Origin of the sequence: Anaerovorax odorimutans DSM 5092, from assembly GCF_000426305.1 — a bacterium.
Lineage (GTDB): Bacteria > Bacillota > Clostridia > Peptostreptococcales > Anaerovoracaceae > Anaerovorax > Anaerovorax odorimutans.
Window position 1 is genome coordinate 92,289 of the sequence record NZ_AUFC01000008.1, and the last position, 20,645, is coordinate 112,933.

The window sequence follows — 20,645 nt, forward strand, 5'->3', positions numbered from 1 at the left end:
CTCCTCTACTTCTCTTTCTTATGATGTACATTATCCATTTTACTTACTGTTCATAGTAACTATCTCATCGCAATATTCACATCTGTATTCTTTATTTTCTTCGTCAATAAGATGAAAAACATGTGGTACATTTGTTTCTACAGATGTAACACAACGTGGATTTTTACATTTAATTACGTTTGTTACTGTCTTAGGAAGTTCAAGTTTAATCTTCTTTTTAATAATATGATCTTCAATAATATTTACTGTGGCTTGATTATCAATTAGTCCCAATGCCGCTAAATCGATATCATCTAAATTTTGAAGTTTAATAACATCTTTTCTTCCATATTTGTTGCTTGTTGCATTCATTATAAATGCCACTGTACCCTTTGATGCGTCAATATTTAAATAATCAAGAATCTTTACACCAAAGCCTGCCTTAATATGGTCTATAACAATTCCCTTTTCAATACTATTAATTACTACCATCTCTTTACCTCCTAACAAGTTACACCTAAAACACTCATAATCAAAGCCATTCTAATAAACATACCATATTTTGCTTGCTTAAAATAAAGGGCTCTCGGATCACTATCTACTTCAACTGCTATTTCATTAACTCTTGGAAGTGGGTGCAATACTATCATATCTTCTCTTGCTAATCTCATTTTTTCTAAGTCTAGTATATATCTATCCTTTAACCTTATATAGTCTTCTTCGTTAAAAAATCTTTCTCTCTGTACTCTTGTCATATATAATATATCCAAATCATGGATTACTTCTTCCATTTTTTGTACTTCTTTAAACTCTATATTATTTTTAATTAAAACTTCCTTTATAACATAATTAGGCAATCTTAATTCTTCAGGAGAAATAAGTATAAATTTTATATTATTGTATCTGGAAAGAGCCTTTATTAATGAATGTACCGTCCTTCCAAATTTTAAATCTCCACAAAGACCTACTGTCAAATTATCAAAATGACCTTTTTCTTTTTTTATTGTCAATAAATCTGTTAAAGTTTGAGTAGGATGTTGATGGCCCCCGTCACCTGCATTAATTACAGGCATATCTGTACTCAAATGAGCAACTTTCGGTGCTCCCTCTTTTGGATGTCTCATAACCGCTAAATCCACATAACATGCTACGGTTCTTATTGTATCAGAAATACTTTCACCTTTTGCAACTGAACTGGAATTAGGTTCAGAAAAACCTATTACTTGTCCTCCTAATCGCAGCATGGCAGCTTCAAAACTAAATCTTGTTCTTGTGCTTGGCTCGTAAAATAATGTTGCCATCAGTTTTCCTTCACAAGCCTTCGTATATTTTTGAGGGCACTCTATAATTTTATCGGCTAACTGAAAAAGTTCTTCTAATTCACTTGTTGTAAAATCCATAGGTTCTAATAAGCTTCTTCCTTTTAACATCGTGTATACTCCTTCCATACATAAAAAAAGTCTTCCAAAAAGGAAGACATAAATTTCAAATATTAATAAAAGAAATAGAAGAGAAACTAATACTGCCGATATAAAACGAATCCAAAAATACCGGTAAATCATGTAATCTTTTTAATTTTGTAACATCATATCTATTCCTATCCATAGTTTACTCCTCCTAATTTCTAAATTTAGCTTAAATCTTCAATATATTATCATAAAAAAATACTCAGGTCAAGTACCTAAGTATTTATATTTTTATTTTTTTATTTATTATGACCTATGTCTAGAGTTATATGTCAAAGCTGCTATTATATACAAAACACTTACTACAATCAGCATCTTAAGTACTGCCTCTTTGCTGTCACCAAATCCAGCAAATTTAGCAATCAGACTGGCTATGACTATAGTTATCCAATAATATAATACCAAACTTACTTTACTCATAATAAAATTCTCCGTTTCTAAAGTTATTTAATTTTATTTTTTTAAGTTTACATCCAACTGTGGGAATGGTATTGATATACCTGCTTCATCAAAAGCTAATTTTACTTTTTCTTCTAAATAATATTTCACATCCCAATAATCTTCTGTCTTACACCAAACTTTTAAATCAATACCTATACTACTGTCATTATGTCCTGATACTCCAATAACAATATCTTCATCTTTAAAAACTTTATAATTTGATACTGCAACTGAACGCAGGATATCTTTTGCTTTGTCTATATCATCACCGTAACTGATTTGGAAATTACAATCTACACGTCTGTTTTCTGCTTTAGAATAATTTACAACTGTAGAATTTGCCAATTTACCGTTAGGGATAGTAATTATTTTATTATCAAATGTAATTAATGTAGTATACAGCAAATCTATTTTTTCTACCTTCCCAGCTGTTTCATAATCTTCTATGTAATCACCTTTTCTGTAAGGTTTTGTACAAATAATCAGAATACCGCCGGCAAAGTTAGAAAGACTGTTTTGTAAGGCTAAAGCAACAGCAATTCCAGCAGCACCAAGCACAGTAAGGAAAGCCGTTGGTGGTATCCCCATTTTACTAAGTGCAGTAATCAGAACCACAATCCAAAGAATTACTTTTATACAATTAATAATAAAAGTATGAATAACTTCATCAAGACCGCTTTTTACTAAAGCTTTTTTAACAATTTTACACACAATTTTTATAGCTATATACCCTACAATTAAAATAAGAGCTACAATGCCAATTTTAATAAGTAAGTTCATATATTTCTCTGGCATAATTATTCTCCTTTCACTAATAGATATTTTTTTATTATACACTACTCTACTCTAAAAGTGCAATCTATACTTGTTGTTTTTAAGAAAAGTAAGTGAAAATTTCAAAAAAAAGAAGTAAAAGTATGAAAAAAAGAAGTGACTATCTGCCACTTCTTCTACGTTCTAATTCTTTTAATAATTTCTTTCTGAGTCTTATATCATCAGGTACAATTTCCACTAATTCGTCATCGTTAATAAACTCCAGTGCTTCTTCCAATGTAAACACTCTTGGCGGTGACAATTTAATTGCATCATCACTTCCTGCAGCTCTCATATTAGTTGCTTTTTTTGCTTTACATGGATTTACTACCATGTCTTCATTTCGACTGTTCATTCCAACAATCATGCCTTCATATACTTTTGTACCCGGTTCTATAAACATGGTTGCTCTCTCACTTATATTAAATAAAGCATAAGGTGTGGATACTCCCTCTTCCTGTGCAATAATAGCACCATTTGTTCTTTGAGGTATTTCTCCCTTATATTCTTCAAAACACTCAAATCGCCTTACCATGGTGCCTTCTCCCCTAGTATCATTAATAAATTCTGTTCTATATCCAAGAAGTCCTCTTGTGGGAACAAAGTATTCCAATCTTGAGTATCCATCTTTCCCTGACATACTCTTCATAATACCTTTTCTCACATTTAATTTTGAAATTACTGTACCTGAATATTCATCCGGAACATTTATTACAACCTGTTCAATAGGCTCCAATTTTTTTCCATTTTCACCTCTGTGCATTATAACTTCAGGTTTTGATACTGCTAATTCATAACTTTCACGTCTCATATTTTCTATCAGAATGGAAAGATGTAATTCTCCCCTGCCAGAAACTTTATATCCTTCAGTACCTTCTAAAGGCTCCACAAGCAGTCCAACATTTACCTCTAATTCTTTTTCAAGTCTTTCTTTTAAATGTCTTGTAGTAACATATTTGCCTACTTTACCAGCAAATGGTGATTTATTTACCATAAAATTCATAGATAACGTTGGCTCTTCAATATGAATCATTTCCATTGGTAGAGGTTTTCCTAAATCACAAACAGTCTCACCGATTGATATATCCGCAATACCTGAAAGTACAACAATATCTCCGCTTTCTGCTTCTTCTACAGGAATACGTTTAAGACCTTTATATACAAAAACTTGATTAATTTTTCTTTGTACAATACTGCCATCTGCCTGACAAACAGTAACAGCTTCTCCCGACTTAATTTTTCCTTTTGATATTCTTCCAATGCCAAGTCTTCCAATATAATCATCATATGCGAGGGTTGAAACTTGTAATTGTAAAGGTTCATCGTTATAATCGGGATATGGATCTACATGTTTTGTAATAGTTTCAAAAAGAGGAATAATATCATTATTATCATCCTCCATTTCATATTTTACAACTCCGTGCTTTGCCACACCATAAAGAATCGGAAAATCCAACTGTTTATCACTTGCATCAAGTTCCATAAACAATTCATAAACCATATCAACAACTTCCATTGCACGCTGATCTCTTTTATCTATTTTATTGATTAAAAGTATGGGATTTAACTTCATTTCCAAAGATTTTTGAAGTACAAATCTAGTTTGAGGCATTGGGCCTTCACTGGAATCAACTAATAAAATAACTGTATCTACAGTTTTAATAATACGTTCTACTTCCGATGAAAAATCAGCGTGGCCCGGAGTATCTACAATATTAATCTTTATATCTTTATACATAACAGAACAATTCTTAGAATAAATTGTAATTCCACGTTCTCTTTCTATATCATTGCTATCCATAATACAGTCAACTACATCTTCGTTATCTCTAAAAACTCCGCTCTGAGATAAAAATGCATCCACTAACGTTGATTTTCCTGCATCTACATGGGCAATTACTGCTATATTTATAATCTTTTGTTTATTATTCATTGAGAATTTCCTGCTTTCTTTTGCTTCTTTACTTATCTATTATAAGCCATTTTTTTACATTTATCTATTCAACCTTTTAATTATATCAGAAAAAGTACAAATTGAACAGTTTTTATTTTTACCAATAATATAATAAAAATTGCAAATGTCCGCATTTTTTTAATTTATAATGTAATATTTATACCTTTATAGTCTAAGATTTCACGGCCTTGTGTGCCATTGATAATAAACTAAAACATGATATCCTTGTTTAGGGTAGTGCCCTAGATTTAGAAAAGCCCCTTGTAGTCTCTCTACAAAGGGCTTTTCATTGTGAAACGATTTACGCTTCTCTTTTTTTCTTTTCTTCCAATGCTTTTTTTAAAATAAGATCCTTAACTTTCATCATTCTGATAGTTCCAGCACGTTCATTTTCTTCCAACTTCATGGTTATATACTTAATGGTTTCCTGACAGTTTGGAATCATAACGTTCTCCAAGGCATTTACACGCCGACGAGTACGTTCAATTTCCTGTGCCAAAAGCTGAGCAGTTTTTTCGCTTTCTGCCAAACGCAATAAAGGTTCCATGGCATTAGAAAACGAAAGTATTGCACTATCTAATTCACCTGAAGAAAAAGCAAGACCATAAGGATAAATATCTCCACTGCTCTCTTCTTTCTGGAAATCAAAAACAGGCACATTTACGCTCATAATATTCTTTTTTGTAACCTTTACAGCAACAGTTTGCTGAGGTATCATTAAAGACTCACCCAAAACGCTTTCGCTTAAAACAGCTCTAGCAATAACAAAGTCTCTATAAGCATTTTCCAACGCTTTCTCCACCTCTTCACGCAAACGCATGTTTTCCCGCACGATATTTAAGAACTGCTTCATCAGCTCATCCAGCTTATCTTTCAACAGCTTATGACCTCTTGTTGCCGTCTTAAGCTGCTGCTTTAATCTGGACATTTCCATACGGGTTGGATTGACATTTAATCTAGCCACGACTCATCACTCCCCGTCTGCTAAATATTTTTCCAGATATTCCTCACGAATACGCTTTAATTCACTCTTTGGTAACATACTAAGCAATTTCCATCCGGTTTCCAAAGTCTGTTCAATAGTTCTATCAGTTCTAAATCCCTGAGAAACATATTCCTTTTCAAATTCATCCGCAAAGTTTGAATAAATCAAATCGATATCGGATAATGCGGATTCACCCAAAATTGCCATCAATTCCTTTGCATCCTTACCACGAGAGTAAGCTGCAAATAACTGATTTAGAGTATCAGCATGATCCTCTCTGGTCTTGCCTTTTCCAATACCTTTATCCTTCAAACGAGAAAGGGATGGCAAAACATTGATTGGTGGCTGAATACCTTTTTTATAGAGGTCACGGCTCAAAATAATCTGACCTTCTGTAATATACCCTGTTAAGTCAGGGATAGGATGTGTCTTATCATCTTCAGGCATGGTCAAAATAGGAATCATTGTAATAGAGCCTTCTTTACCCTTCATACGACCAGCACGTTCATACATAGTTGCAAGGTCAGTATACAAGTAGCCTGGGTAACCACGACGACCGGGTACTTCCTTCTTTGCCGCAGAAACTTCACGCAATGCCTCTGCATAGTTTGTAATATCCGTAAGGATAACCAAAACATGCATCCCCTGTTCAAATGCCAAATATTCCGCTGCGGTTAATGCCATACGAGGAGTACAAATACGCTCTACCGCAGGGTCGTTTGCAAGGTTTACAAATACAACGGAACGATCAATGGCACCAGTGGCTTTAAAGTCATTAATAAAGTATTCGGCATCCTCAAAAGTAATACCTATTGCTGCAAAAACTACAGCAAACTTTGAATCCGTACCACGTACCTTTGCCTGACGGGCAATCTGTACCGCTAGATTTGCATGGGGCAAACCTGCACCGGAGAAAATAGGCAGTTTCTGACCACGTACCAATGTATTCAGTCCATCAATGGCAGAAACTCCTGTCTGAATAAATTCTGCTGGATATTCTCTTGCCGCCGGGTTAATGGGTGCACCGTTAATATCTAAGCGTTTTTCTGGTATAATTTCCGGACCTCCATCAATAGGTTTACCCATACCACTGAATACACGTCCTAAAATATCAGGTGATACACTAAAGTCCAAGCTTTTTCCAAGGAATCGAACTTTACTTTCAGCAAGGTTAATCCCTGTTGCGCTCTCAAACAGCTGTACCAAAGCAGTATCGCCGTTTACTTCCAACACCTTACATCTTCTCACTTCACCGCTTGCCAGCTCGATTTCGCCAAGTTCATCGTATTTTACGTCTTCAACGCCTGTTACAAGCATAAGGGGGCCGGCAACTTCTTGAATTGATCTATATTCCTTTATCATAATTCATCTGCCCCCTTTCTGATTAATTCGTTTATTTCTACTTTAATATCATTTTCAATTTCATCATAACTATTATCAACATCCATCTCTTCTACATACTTTGCACGACCAATGCGTTCAACAACATCTATATTTGTAATTTTCTGAATGGGAACGTTTGCTTTAATTGCAGCCTGTGCTTCATGATAGAAGGTTAAAATCAGCTTTAACATTCTATACTGCTTATGCAAAGAGGTATAGGTATCCACTTCATGGAAAGAGTTCTGATGCAAGAAGTCCTCACGGATAGAACGAGCTGTTTCCAAAATCAGTCTATCACCATGGGATAAGGAATCAACACCAACCAACTGTACAATTTCCTGCAATTCTGCTTCTGTCTGCAACAATTTCATGGCTTCAATTCGATGACCAGAAAAATTAGAATGTACGTTAATATCAGCCCATTCATCAACTCTATCCTGATATAAAGAATAACTTGTCAGCCAGTTGATCGCAGGGAAATGACGTTTATATGCCAAAGAAGCATCAAGACCCCAGAAAACCTTAACGATACGCAATGTAGCCTGAGATACAGGCTCAGAGGTATCACCACCGGGAGGAGATACTGCGCCGATTGCTGTCAGCGTACCAATTCTTTCTTCACTACCCAAGCTAACAACACGACCTGCTCTTTCGTAGAACTGTGCCAAACGAGAACCCAAGTAAGCAGGATAACCTTCCTCACCGGGCATTTCCTCCAAACGACCACTCATTTCACGAAGTGCTTCTGCCCAACGGGAAGTAGAGTCAGCCATAAGGGCAACACTGTAACCCATATCACGGAAGAATTCCGCAATGGTAATTCCTGTATAAATAGATGCTTCACGAGCCGCAACGGGCATATCGGAGGTATTTGCAATCAAAACGGTTCTTTGCATCAAAGACTCTCCTGTACGGGGGTCTTTAAGCTCAGGGAACTCGTTCAAAACGTCGGTCATTTCGTTACCACGCTCACCGCAGCCAATATAAACAACGATATCCGCATCTGCCCATTTTGCCAGCTGATGCTGTGTTACTGTTTTACCACTACCAAAAGGTCCAGGGATTGCAGCAACACCACCCTTTGTAATAGGGAAAAATGTATCAATAACACGTTGTCCTGTCACCAACAAAGAGTCAGGAGTCTTTTTTACTTTATAAGGTCTTTCACGACGTACAGGCCATTTTTGCATCATTGTTACTGCTACGTCCTTACCTTTTTCATTAGTTATAACACAAACAGTTTCTTCAACTGTAAATTCGCCAACATAAATTTCTTTTATGGTACCTTTTAATCCATAAGGTACCATAATTTTACAGGTAGTCACTGCCGTTTCCTGTACAATACCAATGATATCTCCAGCTTCTACGGCATCACCATTTTTCTTTGAAGGCTCAAATTTCCATTTTTTCTTACGATCTAAGGATTTTACTTCAATCCCTTTTTGGATATTCGTACCACTGGCTTCATATAACTTTTCCAGAGGACGTTGAATACCATCATAAATCGTAGAAACCAATCCAGGTCCCAATTCAACACTCATTGGCATCCCTGTGGATACAACTTCTTCACCGGGTCCAAGGCCTGATGTTTCTTCATAAACCTGAATGGATGCTTTATCTCCGTGTATTTCAATAATTTCACCAATAAGGTGTTTATCAGATACACGTACCACGTCAAACATATTGGCGTCTCTCATACCTTCCGCTACTACCAACGGACCCGACACCTTTATTATTGTGCCTGTTTTCATATGCTCATTCACCTACAATCGTTTTTATTCACTAAATAATATATCCGCTCCAATCGCACGCTTTGCCGATTCTCTTAATTCATTCATGCCTAGCCCCATGCTTCCCTCAACACCAGGGATCACAATAATTGCAGGCAATTCAAAATCCTTGTATTTCGCAATGCTATCTTTTGCCATTAAACTAGCCTGCTCTGTGATATAAATAATCGCATAGTCTTTTTCTGCCAGTCCATGAATTGTTTTTTTTACCTCATCTGCATTATATGCAGGGAAAACATCAATTCCTAAGGCAAGGAAGCCCAAAATGCTGTCCTTATCACCAATAATACCCACTTTAGACATAAGCTTCTCTCACCCTTTCTTTTATAATAGCCGCTTCAATGTTATGCATCTTACATGTCATAATAATGCGAATAGACTTCGCTTCAGTTTCTTTCGCCAATATAAACGCCATAACTGGTTCTGGAGTCAAGGTTTTATATTTCGCAGCTTTGATATATTCCATAAGGTAATCATCACAAGCTTTTTCAAAAACCGTAAATCCTTGTTCCATATACCTTTCACAAAGTAAACCATATGGTGTTTCCTTTAGGACTGCCACTGAAGAATCACTGCGGAACGCTCTGGAAAACACTTCAAAGCTAATACTCCCTCCGGGAACAAAACATTCCTGAAAAACCTGAAAATCTCTGTCTAACGTCTTCATACGCAAAAGAGTCTTTAAGTTTGTAAGGTCTGCCAACATTTGAACGTACTTAGAAACATAGGGATTTTCCAACTTACTTGCCGCCTTTTCCATGGTAGAAAAGCAAGCCTTATCCAAAATAGTATCTATATATCTTGCGTTTCGGGTTTTTGCGTACATACTAACGGCTTCTTCCACAGCTTCTCCACTAATATTAGGTAACTCAACATAGTTTCTTTCCCGTAAATTCTTTCGTAGCGTTTCTAGTGGTATTGTACCACCTCGTATCAAAAACTTTTTACCGCTTTCCTTTGAAACCTCTTCCTTAAGGAGAACCTTAATATTGTGGTAATCATTTTTATACAGAAAAATATCAATAAATGTTTCTTGAGGAATTAAGCCGGCAACCGCCTGATATGTTTCCTCTAAATGATTTCCAATCATCTGCTCAAAATCATGAACATCTTTGATTTGCGTTTTTCCGTATGCGCTGTCAGACAAAATACGTAAAGCTTCTTCTACTGTTTTAGCTTCTGCCATCTGCATCAATTTCTGCTTTGTCATTAAGGAGTTTTCCATGGAACGGACACTGGCTACAGCGAAAGGGTATATCTTATTTTTTGACATCAATAATCCCCCTCCTTAAAATAAAATTTTTGCAGCTATTTGTCTAATCTCTTCTTGCTCCACTGCGATAATAGATTCAAAAGAATAATTATATTCAATGTCTCCATTTTTCACAATAAATCCACCGTCAAGCTCTCTGCTTTGATTAGAAAGATTAAAGCCTTTTTCCTTAACAATTGGAGCCAGGCGTTCTCTATCCCTTTCAGAAACAATAATTTCTGTACCGTTTTTTTTATCCAATCCATCAAGCATTATTCCTACCGTTTCTGCATACTGAGCATCAGGTAACGTTTTCAAACGTTTCTTTGCTTCAGCAATAACATCTTCCAGCAAATTTTGCTTTTCTTGTAAAATTGTAATTTTTCTTTGTAACTCCGCACCAGAAATAGCTTTCGACTTTACTTTTTCCGCCTCAATGTCAGCGTCTTTTTTTAAAGCTTCACTTTCACGTTTCGCTTTTTCCTCTGCAGCCTTAATAATTGCTTCTGCTTCCAAATTGGCTTTCTCTTTAATCGCCTTCGCTTCCTCTTCTGCCTTCTCTATGATTTTATCGATGATTATTTTACCGTCATTCATAGGAGTGCGCCTCCTTTTCTTTCAAGTTTATTATACCTGAATGCTGTTGAGCATCAGGAAGGAAACAAGCAAAGCCAATACTGCGTAGGTTTCTACCATCGCTGCGAAAAGCATACCTTTTGCCAACTCGCTAGGCTTCTTGCCAACCAGCATAATACCTGCTGCTGCCGCTTTACCCTGAGCAATACCGGAGAAAATACCTACAAGACCGATTGGTAAAGATGCCGCAAAAATGCCTGCACCCTGAATCATTGTTAAATCAATCATGCCGGTGCCTCCCAAAAGACCTACCTTAACCATTACCAAGAAAGCGATCAGCAAACCATAAATACCCTGCGTACCGGGTAAAGCCTGCATTAGCAGAACCTGACCAAATTTGTTAGGATCCTCAGAAACAACGCCTGCTGCTGCTTCACCTGCAACGCCAACACCAATTGCGCTGCCTATACCTGCTAGAGCAGCGATTGCTGCACCTGCCAACGCTAAAAATTCACCACTGAATAAACTCTCAGCCATTATTCTTCTCCTCCTATCTCAATATTTGAAATTTGTTAATATATCTCCTGATATATTCTTAAATACTTGTTATCAATACCATAAAGGTATTAACATTAATAATTTTTACTAGATTTTTACTTAAGTATCTTGATATATTTAGTTTTTCTCTCAAAAGGTACAAATGGTCTACCACCGCCGGTATAAAATTTACCAAAAAACTCTACATATTGCAATCTGCAAGAATGTACGAAAGCACCTAATGCATTGATTGCAATGTTGAATATTGTACCGACCACAAATGCTATCAGTAAAACTATTGCACCCTTTAGTCCGCCACCTGCCAGGGAACCTAAAGTGTTAATTACTTTCGCAACAACACCCGTCGCCAAACCTAACGCAAGAAGCCTGGAGTAAGAAAGAACATCAGACAAATAGCTGGTAATACCATATAGACTACCAAGACCGCCTGTAACCTTGCCCAAAATACCTTTTTTACTTCTACCACCGGTTAATAAAATACCTGCTGCACCTACAATAGACATACCTTTGCCTACCGTAACCATGGCAGGGCCTACACTGCTGCCTAATCCAAATAGAACCAAACCGATTAATAAAATATACCAAAGACCAATATCAAGCAATGCATCCAAAGGATGTCCCTCTTTGATATACATATACGCGCGAATACCCATACCTACAAATAAATGAATACCACCCAATATTAAGGAAAAAATCAATAATTTCATAGGTTCTGACAACGGATCAAACCAAATCGGCTTGATTACAAAGTCCACATTAAACAGGGTTTTTCCCGCAACGGTGAAGAAATCTCCAAACCATCCACCAAAAATAACACCCCAGAAAAAAGTTGAAATGCCGCAAAAGGAAAACATCTTTATCATTCGATATGTCATTCCTTCTAACTTAAACTTCTTTAACAAAATCCAACAGGCAACCGTAATAATTATACCGTAAGCTGCATCACTGAGCATCAAACCGAAAAATATAAAATAAAACGGTGCCAAAATCTTCGTTGGATCTATGTCATGCCTTGATGGCAAACTGTACATATTTGTAACCGCTTCAAATGGAGTAGAAAATCCACCATTTTGAAGACAAACTGGAATTTCCTCATCTGACTCAGGCTCGTTAATCTCATAATAGAATTCAAATTCTTTCAATAGCGCTTCCACCTCAGGCTGCGCTTTTTTTGGCATCCAACCGTCAAAATAAAATACCATCTCTGTACTAAGCATATTACCAACGATTTTTGCCCGATCACGATGCATGCTTAAACTATCATAAAGAAATTCGATTTGCTTTTTTGCTCCCGATAATTCAGCTAGTAACGCCTCTTTTTCATTAATTCCTTGCTGAATCTCTTCGATTTGTGTTTCATATTGCTTCATTACTTCCCTCGGAGGTCCATAGTGCTCTGTAAAAGAAACTGGATTAAATGCAAATTCTCTAAGAGCTTCAAATGCCTGATCCCGTTCCTCTTTTAAGCAGATAATGGAGATATAAATCTGCTGCACGTCTGCACTGACCTGCTGTACTACTGCTGAGGGAGCTTTTCCTAGTACAGCCTGTAATAATTCTTCAAACTTCGTTTTAATATTTACGGTTCCAAGAATTACTACGGAATATTTTGTTTCCTTCGTTTGTAATGGCAAGTCCATGCTTTCCCATGGTCTTAAACCTGCAATAATACCTTTTAAACGATTGATTTCGTTTTGTCCATCAGCAATTTGCTTATAGCTCATAACCGCTGTCTCCACATTCATCTCCGTTTCTGTTTTTGTTCGATTCATATAATCTGTAAATTTCCCTCGACCAATCTCTTCACGGGTATGAAATAAAGGTTTTTTTCCTTTATCGTAGCGGTTAATTGCCTCCAGCGCAGTGCTAACACGGGAAATATCGGCCTCCAAACGTGAAACATCCGCACTGTTACTGGTTCTAAAAATGTCAGACATCCATTCTTCATCATTCACAACACCTTCCTGTGAGTTGATTTCCACAACACCTAAATGCATTAATTCGTGAATAAAAGGAGTTCGTCCACTATTTAGACCAATTACAGTAAGCTTTTGCATCTCAATGACTGCCATATACTGCCACAACCCTTCTAATTACCGCCTGAACAGCTTCATCTTTCTGTTGTGCTGCCCGCTCTTTAATTTTCAAACAAGTATCTTTCGTATCTTTTTGTATACTCTGGATCTCGACGCGACTTTCTTCATCCGCTTGTTTGGCAACAAGTTGCATCAGTTCTTTTCCTTGTTTTTGAACCTGTTGCAATAGTACTTCCCTTTGCTTCTGGGCATCCTTTTTCAAAGCTTCCGCGTCTTCATTGGCCTGCTTTACGATCTGACCAGCTCGTTCTTCAGCCTCTACAATGCTTTTAAGGATCTCATAAGCCATTTCCATCACCTCTCTTGTTTGCAATTTGCCATGCAAATTGTATAGTATGCACTTCATTTAGAACATAACCCTCTTTTTTGTTAGATCATTTTTTATTAAATTTTCGTCCGACTTCTCATATAAATATGAAAAAAACATTTTGTTTAGATAAAATACAACAAAAAACACAGTTTTTTTATGGTCTCACCCAGTATGTATTAATTCTAAAGCACATCTCAATTTAAATAATAAATTATTTACCTTATATTGTCAATGACCTATTGTTTTGACTTTTCTCATAAAAATTTCGATATTAAATGTCCACTTTTTCCCCAAAATACAACACGCCGGATTGAATTATGTAAATTCAAAACGGCGCATTTTATTTAAAATATTAAGCTTTTATTTATATTAGTTTATTTATTATTCTTCTTCCAAAAATTCTTCGCTATCTTCATATGCTAATTCTTTTGTTCCTGTAATCTTAAGTATTACTCCGCTTATTGCTCCTGCAACCAAAGCTAAAACTATGGTAAATATAATACCAATAATCTGTGCCTTTGCAGCTGATGGAACAACTGCTATAGCAAATAAACCACCAAATAAACCAGGCATACCATGAAGATTATGAACTCCGCAAGTATCTATAGTCTTAAAAATTCTTTGTAGTCTCGGTTGAATACATACATATCCTATAACACATAAAGCTCCTGCAATCAGCCCAACAATAAACGCTCCTATTGGACTCACAAGATTACATGTTGCACCAATTGCAACTCCACCAGCAAGGGTAGCATTGGCAATATCTGCTATAGCAATTTTTTTACGTAAAATTGAACCTGTAATATATGTACAAAGGGTGGCACCGCAAAGAGCTAAAATTACATTAACCACAGTTTGTCCAAATTGTGCTTCAGGAACAAGCGCACTGCAAAAGCTCGGCCAGAATATCCATAATATCATAGAGCCGATCATACTGAATCTGTCAGAAGTTGCATCACTTTCAATTTTAACATTTTTATTCTTTGTATTCAGTACTAATATAAGACCCATTCCAAAATATGCACCAAATGCATGAATTACAATAGAACCGCCAGCATCTACGAATCCTTCTGTGATACCTAATCCTCCATCTAAGACAAGCCATTCATTAAGCATATAAAAAGGAACAATAAGAGCACCCAATATTGCATATTGATAAACTCGTATTCTTCCTAAAATGGCTCCCATTGCAATCAGTCCTGCCGCCGCAGCTAATTCAGCAAAAATAAAAGCTTCTACGCTATCTGCTTTTATTACTTCTTCTGATAAAATTCCCATGGATTTCAATCCAAGGTAAACAGGTAAAGCAGCTGCAACCAACATATACGTACCCGTAATTGCACTAAATCCATAATTTCTAATGAAAACCATTAAAAATCCAAAACCTAACAGCAGCATTGCAAGTATGGCAATAGCAAAATCATATTGCTGTACTTGATGAATTACTTCAGATGTGCCGTTAACTACAGCATTTGTATTACTAGACAACATTTTTCAGTACCTAAACCTTTCTTTTAATTTTAGTAAATAGATATAATTATTATTAAACCTTCAAAATATTATTATATTCCTCTATTTTTGTCAATATATTTGTAAAAAATTAGCAAATTTTGAATTTTCTAAATTACATGTTATTTTATAATAAAAGGAATTTTAATTAAGGTTTTAAATACTTACTGTATTTTATTTTTTATTTTCCAATCTTATTTTATATATATAAGAATCTATTTTTTATCTAATCACAATTAATCACAAAATTTATAATTTATCATATATTATATTAGAAGTTGCCCAAATCAACTACTCCATTGCAGCTTAAACTGTTTTTTAATCGGAAATTTTAAAAAATTGTTTTCATTAATATGTTTTCAATGCGCCCATCTATATGGGCGCTTTATTATTTATGGTTATAATCATTGATTCACCTCTTAAAAATATATAACATGAAATAATAATTGCTATGATAAAAACAGCGTTGCTGCAAGGTAGTAATCATTGAATACTATCTGCAACGATAAAATAGTCTGAAGACGTGGATAATAAAATTAGACTTTTTTCTTAAAAACTGATAAAATATTCCTGATAAAATAATTTCTATATACAAGACTACAAAATAATTAGAATAAGAAGGAATTAATATGCGCACTATAATATGGTTTATATATTTTTGGCTTTATCTTATATTAGTTTGGCCTTACAGCCTTTACATAAATTTTAAAACAAAAAGAAATCAGGCTCCCTTAGATTTAATATATAAGGTTGTACACAAATGGGCTTCTCGTTTACTTTTTCTTGCAGGTGTAAAAGTTACAGTCAAGGGATTGGAAAACATTCCAAAGGGCGGTGCCCTTATTGTAAGTAATCATCAAGGAAACTTTGATATTCCTATTCTTCTTTCAAAGCTTGATAAACCGAAAAGTATTATTGCTAAACTAGAACTTTCAAGGCTTCCCGGGATAAGCAGCTGGATGAAACATTTTCATTGTCTTTTTTTAGACAGAGGCAATGCGAGACAATCATTAAAAATAATGAAGGAAGCTCAGGAACTCATAGATAACGGATTACAAGTAATAATTTTCCCAGAGGGAACACGAAGTAAAGGCAGTACTCCTGGAGAATTTCAACCTGCTGCTCTAAAGTCAGCTTTAAGTGCAGAAGCCCCTATTGTACCTGTTGCCATTGATGGTTCATATAAGGTGATGGAAGAACACGGTTTTTGGATTCATCCTGCTGAAGTAAAACTGACTATACTCCCTCCAATAGAAACTTGTGAACTATCTAAAGAAAGGAAAAAAAATCTTCATAATGAAGTGAGAGATCAAATTATTAATATAATATCTAATTAAATATAGTGACACAATGCACTCCTCTTTTTCATATTATAAAAGAAAAAAGGAGTGTTATTTGTTATGCCTTCAATATATTTAAGTCCTTCTGTTCAAGAGTACAATAAATATGTAATAGGTGGCGATGAAGAATACTATATGAATCTCATAGCTGATGCAATGGTACCGTACTTAAGAGCTGGAGATATTGATTTTACAAGAAACAGTCCGGGGTTTACTTTGGATAAAATTGTAGAGCAATCTAATTTAGGAAATTATGATCTACATTTAGCTTTACATTCAAATTTTTCACCAAGTAACCTTACGGGAATATTACAAGGTCCGGACGTATACTACTATGCTTATAACTCTCCGGCTAAAAGGGCTGCCGAAATTATAAGCAATAATTTAAAATCCATATATCCAAATCCTGAATTAGTAACAGTAATTCCAAACACTACTTTAGGAGAAATAAAACGGGTCAAAGCCCCTGCTGTGTTAGTGGAAACAGCTTACCATGATAATTATGACGATGCTACGTGGCTTAAAGATAATATAAATGGCATCGCAAAAAATCTTGTATATTCCCTTACAGAGTATTTTGAGATACCATTTGCAGATCCATATGAAACTATTTCATATTAAAAGTATTTCCCTATTATCTTCTGTGCATTATCTTCATCACCAGTAATGCACAGAATTACATAATTATCATTTGATTCAATAATAGCCTTATTTAATTTGTCCATTTCTTTCGGTTTATAGCTTTCCATAATAGATTTTTGATCTTCCACTCTCATTTTAAGAGCATCTATTACCTTTTCCTTATCATCCTTGTTATTTATTCCGAAAACAGCTATTTCTTCTGCTGTAGCTCCTGTGGACATTAAAACATTATAAGAGGATATTTGATCTTCATTTATGCCATACATTGTTTCAATAACTTTCATATCAACATTTTCAAGCTGATCTTCAAAATCTATACTATCTAATAATTCTTGAGGTAGTGTTTTCTCAATATTTTCAGAATCAGTAGTGTTTTTATCTGCACTGCAAGCAGATAGGCTCAATACAAAAATCATAATAACAGTAATTATTTTGCCAATTTTCTTAAGTTTATTCATTTTCATTTTCCCTTCTTTTACCTCAAATTTAATATTTATTATTGTTTATGTTCCTTTAAATATTCAAACCAAAGCTGACAATATTTTTTATTTAAATGAACTCCATCCGTGGTGGCTTCTTCATACAAAAATCCATTATCATCAGTAACAGCTGAACTTGCATCAATATAATTTACACCCTTATCTTCTGTCATCTTAGCAATAAGGTTATTAAACTCTAAAATTCTATTATTATTAACATACGTACCCTCATCATTTTTTTTAGCTGTAACAGGCAATATTGCTTCTACGTAAATTACAGCCTGCGGTTGCAGTTCTTTTAATTTATCAATTACTTTTCCATATTGATCAATAAACTTGTCTGTATAAACCCAACCTAATTCATTCATTCCCAATTTTATATAAATTTTACCAAATTTACTTATTTGCAACGCTTCAGGAATTGTAAGCCTTTGTCCATTATTTTTAACAAAAGCTTTAGTAAGAACCGTGTTAACATCTAATCCAGATTCAGTATATCCCGTTGCAGAAACCCCTGAATAAAGCATGAACCCCTGCATTCTAGAATCCCCTATAAACAAAGCATCATCAAAATAACTATCATCCTCTTTTGGAGTCACAGAAGCAGGAACGCTTTCTTCTTCATTAATTTCATTAGATTTAGTGTTTTCATTGGTTTTACTATTCTCATTGGTTTTACTATTTTCATTGCTTGATTGTTTTGGTATAATACTGCTGGCCAATATATTATAATCATCTTTAATATTATCATATTTTGAATTCTTATTTTTTGTTTCACTATTTTCTTTGCTTACATCTTTCTTATTATCTTTTTTAGTCTCATTATCAATTACACTGTTTTCATTTTTTAATTTTATATCCTTTGTTTTTACATCCTTTCCTGAATTATTACATCCTGTCAGAAAAATACCGGATATACTCATTGATATAATTAATATAATAATTAAAATTCTTTTAATCATTATATGATTTTTTTTAAAATTGCTGTTATTTACCGTCATAGATGATTTCCCCTTTTTATATTTTAATGTCGATTTTTATAAAATTTTATCGTTATTTATTAAATTATAATACAAAGGTTAACATTTCTCCATATAAGTTGTAAAAAAAAAAGTGTTTATATTGATTTAAATTTTGGAAACTGTTAAAATTTTATTATGGAAAGATTTAATGAATTAATAAATGAAATATTAGCAAGCAACAGCCTAATTAAAATGGTCTTCAGTGGACTGCGTAAAAAATCGCTGCCTTTTAAAAAAGTATCAATTCGCCCTGTTATAATACAAGGGCTAGTTTACTATCAGGCAGAATATCATTTTGATAAAAAAGTTACTCATGAGAATTTAGATGACGAAGAATTTTATAATCTTTGTCAAGATTTACTATTAAATAATTTTAAGCAAGTGAATATTTTCAGTATTTCTGCTGATTATCAAATACTGGCTTCAAAACCTGAAAAGCCAAAGATTATAAAAAAAGATCCAAGTAAAACTTTAGAATGTTTAGAACATAATCAAAACAAGAAATATATTATTCCTGATGGAAAACCTTGTGACTTCTTAATTCGTCTTGGGGTTATGCAAAAAAATGGTCAAGTTGTTCCGAAGTACTATGCAAAATTCAGGCAAATAAACAGATTCTTGGAAATAGTTTCAGATGTACTTGAATATTTGCCCAATAGCTCAAATAGTACTGATAATAAAAAGCCCATAAAAATTATTGACTTTGGCTGTGGTAAAGCATATCTTACTTTTGCCCTTTATTACTATCTGAAATTGACATTGAATAGAAATGTAGAAATAATAGGCTTAGATTTAAAAACAGATGTGATTAATTTTTGTAATGAGATAGCTAATGACTTAAACTATGATAAGCTTAAATTTCAATTAGGTGATATAGCTGAATACAATGATGCTGCTTCTGCGGATATGGTCGTTACTCTTCACGCATGTGATACTGCAACAGACTATGCCTTAATTAAAGCAGTAAACTGGAAAGCCTCTGTTATTTTATCAGTGCCTTGCTGCCAGCATGAATTGTTTAGCCAAATAAAAAATGATATTAATGATTCATTGTTAAAATACGGTATTTTAAAAGAACGATTTACTGCAATTTTAACTGATGGTATGCGTGCATTAAAACTGGAAGAATACGGATATGATATTTCAATGATAGAATTTACAAGTTTAGAGCATACTTCAAAAAATATTATGATAAGAGGTGTTAAAACAGATAAAAAAAATATGAAATCTGCCGAAGAATTTATAAAGCTTAAAGAATATTGGAATATCAATCCAACTATTGATCAATTATAACCTATAATACATTTACTAATTTAAATTTATACAATTTACAGAGTAGAAGTTTATACGTGAAGTGTTCTTTGAACGGGGAGTTGTCAAAGAAACGAAAGGAAATCCTGCGGTTTAAACTTTGCATCCCGCTGTTATTATACTTAATAATCTAAGGGATAAGTATCTGTGCTTATCCTTTTTATATTTAATTAGTTATTACTATAAATCATGTATCTAACTAACTATTTAAAAATTAGTTTTATGTTTAATTAAGAAAGAAAGATAAATTATGGAAAGGATAAACAAAATATTAAGTAATAAAATATTTAAACATTACTTGTATGAAATTGAATCTTGTGAAAAAGATCGTATATTTTGCAAACACGATATGACACACTTTTTAGATGTTGCAAGAATTGCATATATTATTAACTTAGAAAATAACTACAATATGGAAAAGGACTTAATTTATGCAGCTGCATTACTCCATGACTGCGGAAAAAGTATCCAATATAATTACGGCATACCCCATAATATTGCTAGCTGTGATATTGCAAAAGATATTTTATCAACTTGTGATTTTACTGAAAAAGAAATAAGTGCAATTATATGTGCGATTCGTGACCATAGAAACAGCAAAGTGATAAATGAATTTACACTAAGTGAATTATTGTATAAAGCTGATAAAATGAGCAGAAATTGTTTTAACTGTTCCGCTTCAAAAGACTGCAATTGGAGTAATGAAAAGAAAAATTTAAAAATATTGATATAGGAGATT

Annotated in this window: 21 protein-coding genes and 1 riboswitch; of the genes, 4 read left to right on the plus strand and 17 right to left on the minus strand. The window is 34.1% G+C overall.

Features of this window, described 5'->3' with window-relative positions; all coding sequences use genetic code 11:
* Nucleotides 1-39 precede the first annotated feature (39 nt).
* The 15 genes from K292_RS0104510 to K292_RS15975 form a co-directional block, all read right to left on the minus strand.
* The gene (locus K292_RS0104510; RefSeq protein ID WP_027398836.1) at nucleotides 40-471 is read right to left on the minus strand and encodes an aspartate carbamoyltransferase regulatory subunit; all 432 of its coding nucleotides are present in this window, start codon (nucleotides 469-471) and stop codon (nucleotides 40-42) included.
* Nucleotides 472-482: 11 nt separating this feature from the next.
* Nucleotides 483-1,409, minus strand: a complete 927-nt coding sequence (gene pyrB, locus K292_RS0104515) for an aspartate carbamoyltransferase (RefSeq protein ID WP_027398837.1) — start codon at nucleotides 1,407-1,409, stop codon at nucleotides 483-485.
* A gap of 282 nt (nucleotides 1,410-1,691) precedes the next feature.
* On the minus strand, nucleotides 1,692-1,865 hold the full coding sequence (locus K292_RS18480) for a hypothetical protein (RefSeq protein WP_156900470.1): 174 nt from the start codon (nucleotides 1,863-1,865) through the stop codon (nucleotides 1,692-1,694).
* A gap of 33 nt (nucleotides 1,866-1,898) precedes the next feature.
* A complete protein-coding gene (locus tag K292_RS0104530; RefSeq protein ID WP_051280316.1) occupies nucleotides 1,899-2,681 on the minus strand; it encodes a mechanosensitive ion channel family protein in 783 nt (260 codons plus the stop codon).
* Between the two features lie 139 nt (nucleotides 2,682-2,820).
* On the minus strand, nucleotides 2,821-4,632 hold the full coding sequence (gene typA, locus K292_RS0104535) for a translational GTPase TypA (protein ID WP_027398839.1): 1,812 nt from the start codon (nucleotides 4,630-4,632) through the stop codon (nucleotides 2,821-2,823).
* 322 nt (nucleotides 4,633-4,954) lie between these two features.
* The gene (locus tag K292_RS0104540) at nucleotides 4,955-5,617 is read right to left on the minus strand and encodes a V-type ATP synthase subunit D (RefSeq protein ID WP_027398840.1); all 663 of its coding nucleotides are present in this window, start codon (nucleotides 5,615-5,617) and stop codon (nucleotides 4,955-4,957) included.
* Nucleotides 5,618-5,623: 6 nt separating this feature from the next.
* Entirely contained in the window at nucleotides 5,624-7,000 is a 1,377-nt protein-coding gene (locus tag K292_RS0104545; protein WP_027398841.1) for a V-type ATP synthase subunit B, read from the minus strand.
* Nucleotides 6,997-8,772: a V-type ATP synthase subunit A gene (locus tag K292_RS0104550; RefSeq protein ID WP_027398842.1), complete on the minus strand. Its 1,776-nt coding sequence runs from the start codon at nucleotides 8,770-8,772 to the stop codon at nucleotides 6,997-6,999. The genes K292_RS0104545 and K292_RS0104550 overlap by 4 nt, the downstream gene beginning before the upstream one ends.
* Before the next feature lie 24 nt (nucleotides 8,773-8,796).
* Nucleotides 8,797-9,114, minus strand: a complete 318-nt coding sequence (locus K292_RS0104555) for a V-type ATP synthase subunit F (protein WP_027398843.1) — start codon at nucleotides 9,112-9,114, stop codon at nucleotides 8,797-8,799.
* Nucleotides 9,107-10,084, minus strand: coding sequence for a V-type ATP synthase subunit C (locus tag K292_RS0104560; RefSeq protein ID WP_027398844.1), 978 nt, complete (start codon nucleotides 10,082-10,084; stop codon nucleotides 9,107-9,109). Before K292_RS0104560 ends, K292_RS0104555 begins: the two co-directional genes overlap by 8 nt.
* 15 nt (nucleotides 10,085-10,099) lie before the next feature.
* The gene (locus K292_RS0104565) at nucleotides 10,100-10,660 is read right to left on the minus strand and encodes a V-type ATP synthase subunit E (RefSeq protein ID WP_027398845.1); all 561 of its coding nucleotides are present in this window, start codon (nucleotides 10,658-10,660) and stop codon (nucleotides 10,100-10,102) included.
* A gap of 30 nt (nucleotides 10,661-10,690) precedes the next feature.
* Nucleotides 10,691-11,176 carry a V-type ATP synthase subunit K gene (locus K292_RS0104570; protein ID WP_037372496.1) on the minus strand — a complete coding sequence of 162 codons (486 nt, stop codon included), beginning with the start codon at nucleotides 11,174-11,176 and terminating at the stop codon, nucleotides 10,691-10,693.
* Nucleotides 11,177-11,292: 116 nt separating this feature from the next.
* Complete coding sequence (locus K292_RS0104575) at nucleotides 11,293-12,969, minus strand: V-type ATP synthase subunit I (protein ID WP_169515419.1); 1,677 nt, start codon at nucleotides 12,967-12,969, stop codon at nucleotides 11,293-11,295.
* 286 nt (nucleotides 12,970-13,255) lie between these two features.
* Nucleotides 13,256-13,582: a hypothetical protein gene (locus tag K292_RS0104580; RefSeq protein WP_027398848.1), complete on the minus strand. Its 327-nt coding sequence runs from the start codon at nucleotides 13,580-13,582 to the stop codon at nucleotides 13,256-13,258.
* Between the two features lie 402 nt (nucleotides 13,583-13,984).
* Complete coding sequence (locus tag K292_RS15975; protein ID WP_084145895.1) at nucleotides 13,985-15,094, minus strand: ammonium transporter family protein; 1,110 nt, start codon at nucleotides 15,092-15,094, stop codon at nucleotides 13,985-13,987.
* Nucleotides 15,095-15,741: 647 nt separating this feature from the next.
* Between K292_RS15975 and K292_RS0104590 the strand changes: the two genes are divergently transcribed.
* Both K292_RS0104590 and K292_RS15980 read left to right on the plus strand, forming a co-directional pair.
* Complete coding sequence (locus K292_RS0104590) at nucleotides 15,742-16,449, plus strand: lysophospholipid acyltransferase family protein (RefSeq protein WP_027398849.1); 708 nt, start codon at nucleotides 15,742-15,744, stop codon at nucleotides 16,447-16,449.
* 63 nt (nucleotides 16,450-16,512) lie between these two features.
* The gene (locus tag K292_RS15980) at nucleotides 16,513-17,073 is read left to right on the plus strand and encodes an N-acetylmuramoyl-L-alanine amidase family protein (RefSeq protein WP_037372499.1); all 561 of its coding nucleotides are present in this window, start codon (nucleotides 16,513-16,515) and stop codon (nucleotides 17,071-17,073) included.
* On the opposite strand, the gene K292_RS15985 is transcribed toward K292_RS15980, so the two are convergent.
* Both K292_RS15985 and K292_RS0104605 read right to left on the minus strand, forming a co-directional pair.
* The gene (locus tag K292_RS15985; protein ID WP_084145896.1) at nucleotides 17,070-17,558 is read right to left on the minus strand and encodes a DUF4358 domain-containing protein; all 489 of its coding nucleotides are present in this window, start codon (nucleotides 17,556-17,558) and stop codon (nucleotides 17,070-17,072) included. The two genes, K292_RS15980 and K292_RS15985, sit on opposite strands and share 4 nt — an antisense overlap.
* 32 nt (nucleotides 17,559-17,590) lie before the next feature.
* The gene (locus K292_RS0104605; RefSeq protein ID WP_027398850.1) at nucleotides 17,591-18,574 is read right to left on the minus strand and encodes a GDSL-type esterase/lipase family protein; all 984 of its coding nucleotides are present in this window, start codon (nucleotides 18,572-18,574) and stop codon (nucleotides 17,591-17,593) included.
* 156 nt (nucleotides 18,575-18,730) lie between these two features.
* Between K292_RS0104605 and K292_RS0104610 the strand changes: the two genes are divergently transcribed.
* Together K292_RS0104610 and K292_RS0104615 are read left to right on the plus strand one after the other, a co-directional pair.
* Nucleotides 18,731-19,888 carry a class I SAM-dependent methyltransferase gene (locus K292_RS0104610; RefSeq protein ID WP_027398851.1) on the plus strand — a complete coding sequence of 386 codons (1,158 nt, stop codon included), beginning with the start codon at nucleotides 18,731-18,733 and terminating at the stop codon, nucleotides 19,886-19,888.
* 36 nt (nucleotides 19,889-19,924) lie between these two features.
* A riboswitch (THF riboswitch) is annotated at nucleotides 19,925-20,021 on the plus strand.
* A gap of 135 nt (nucleotides 20,022-20,156) precedes the next feature.
* Nucleotides 20,157-20,639, plus strand: coding sequence for an HD domain-containing protein (locus K292_RS0104615; protein ID WP_027398852.1), 483 nt, complete (start codon nucleotides 20,157-20,159; stop codon nucleotides 20,637-20,639).
* Nucleotides 20,640-20,645: the final 6 nt, after the last annotated feature.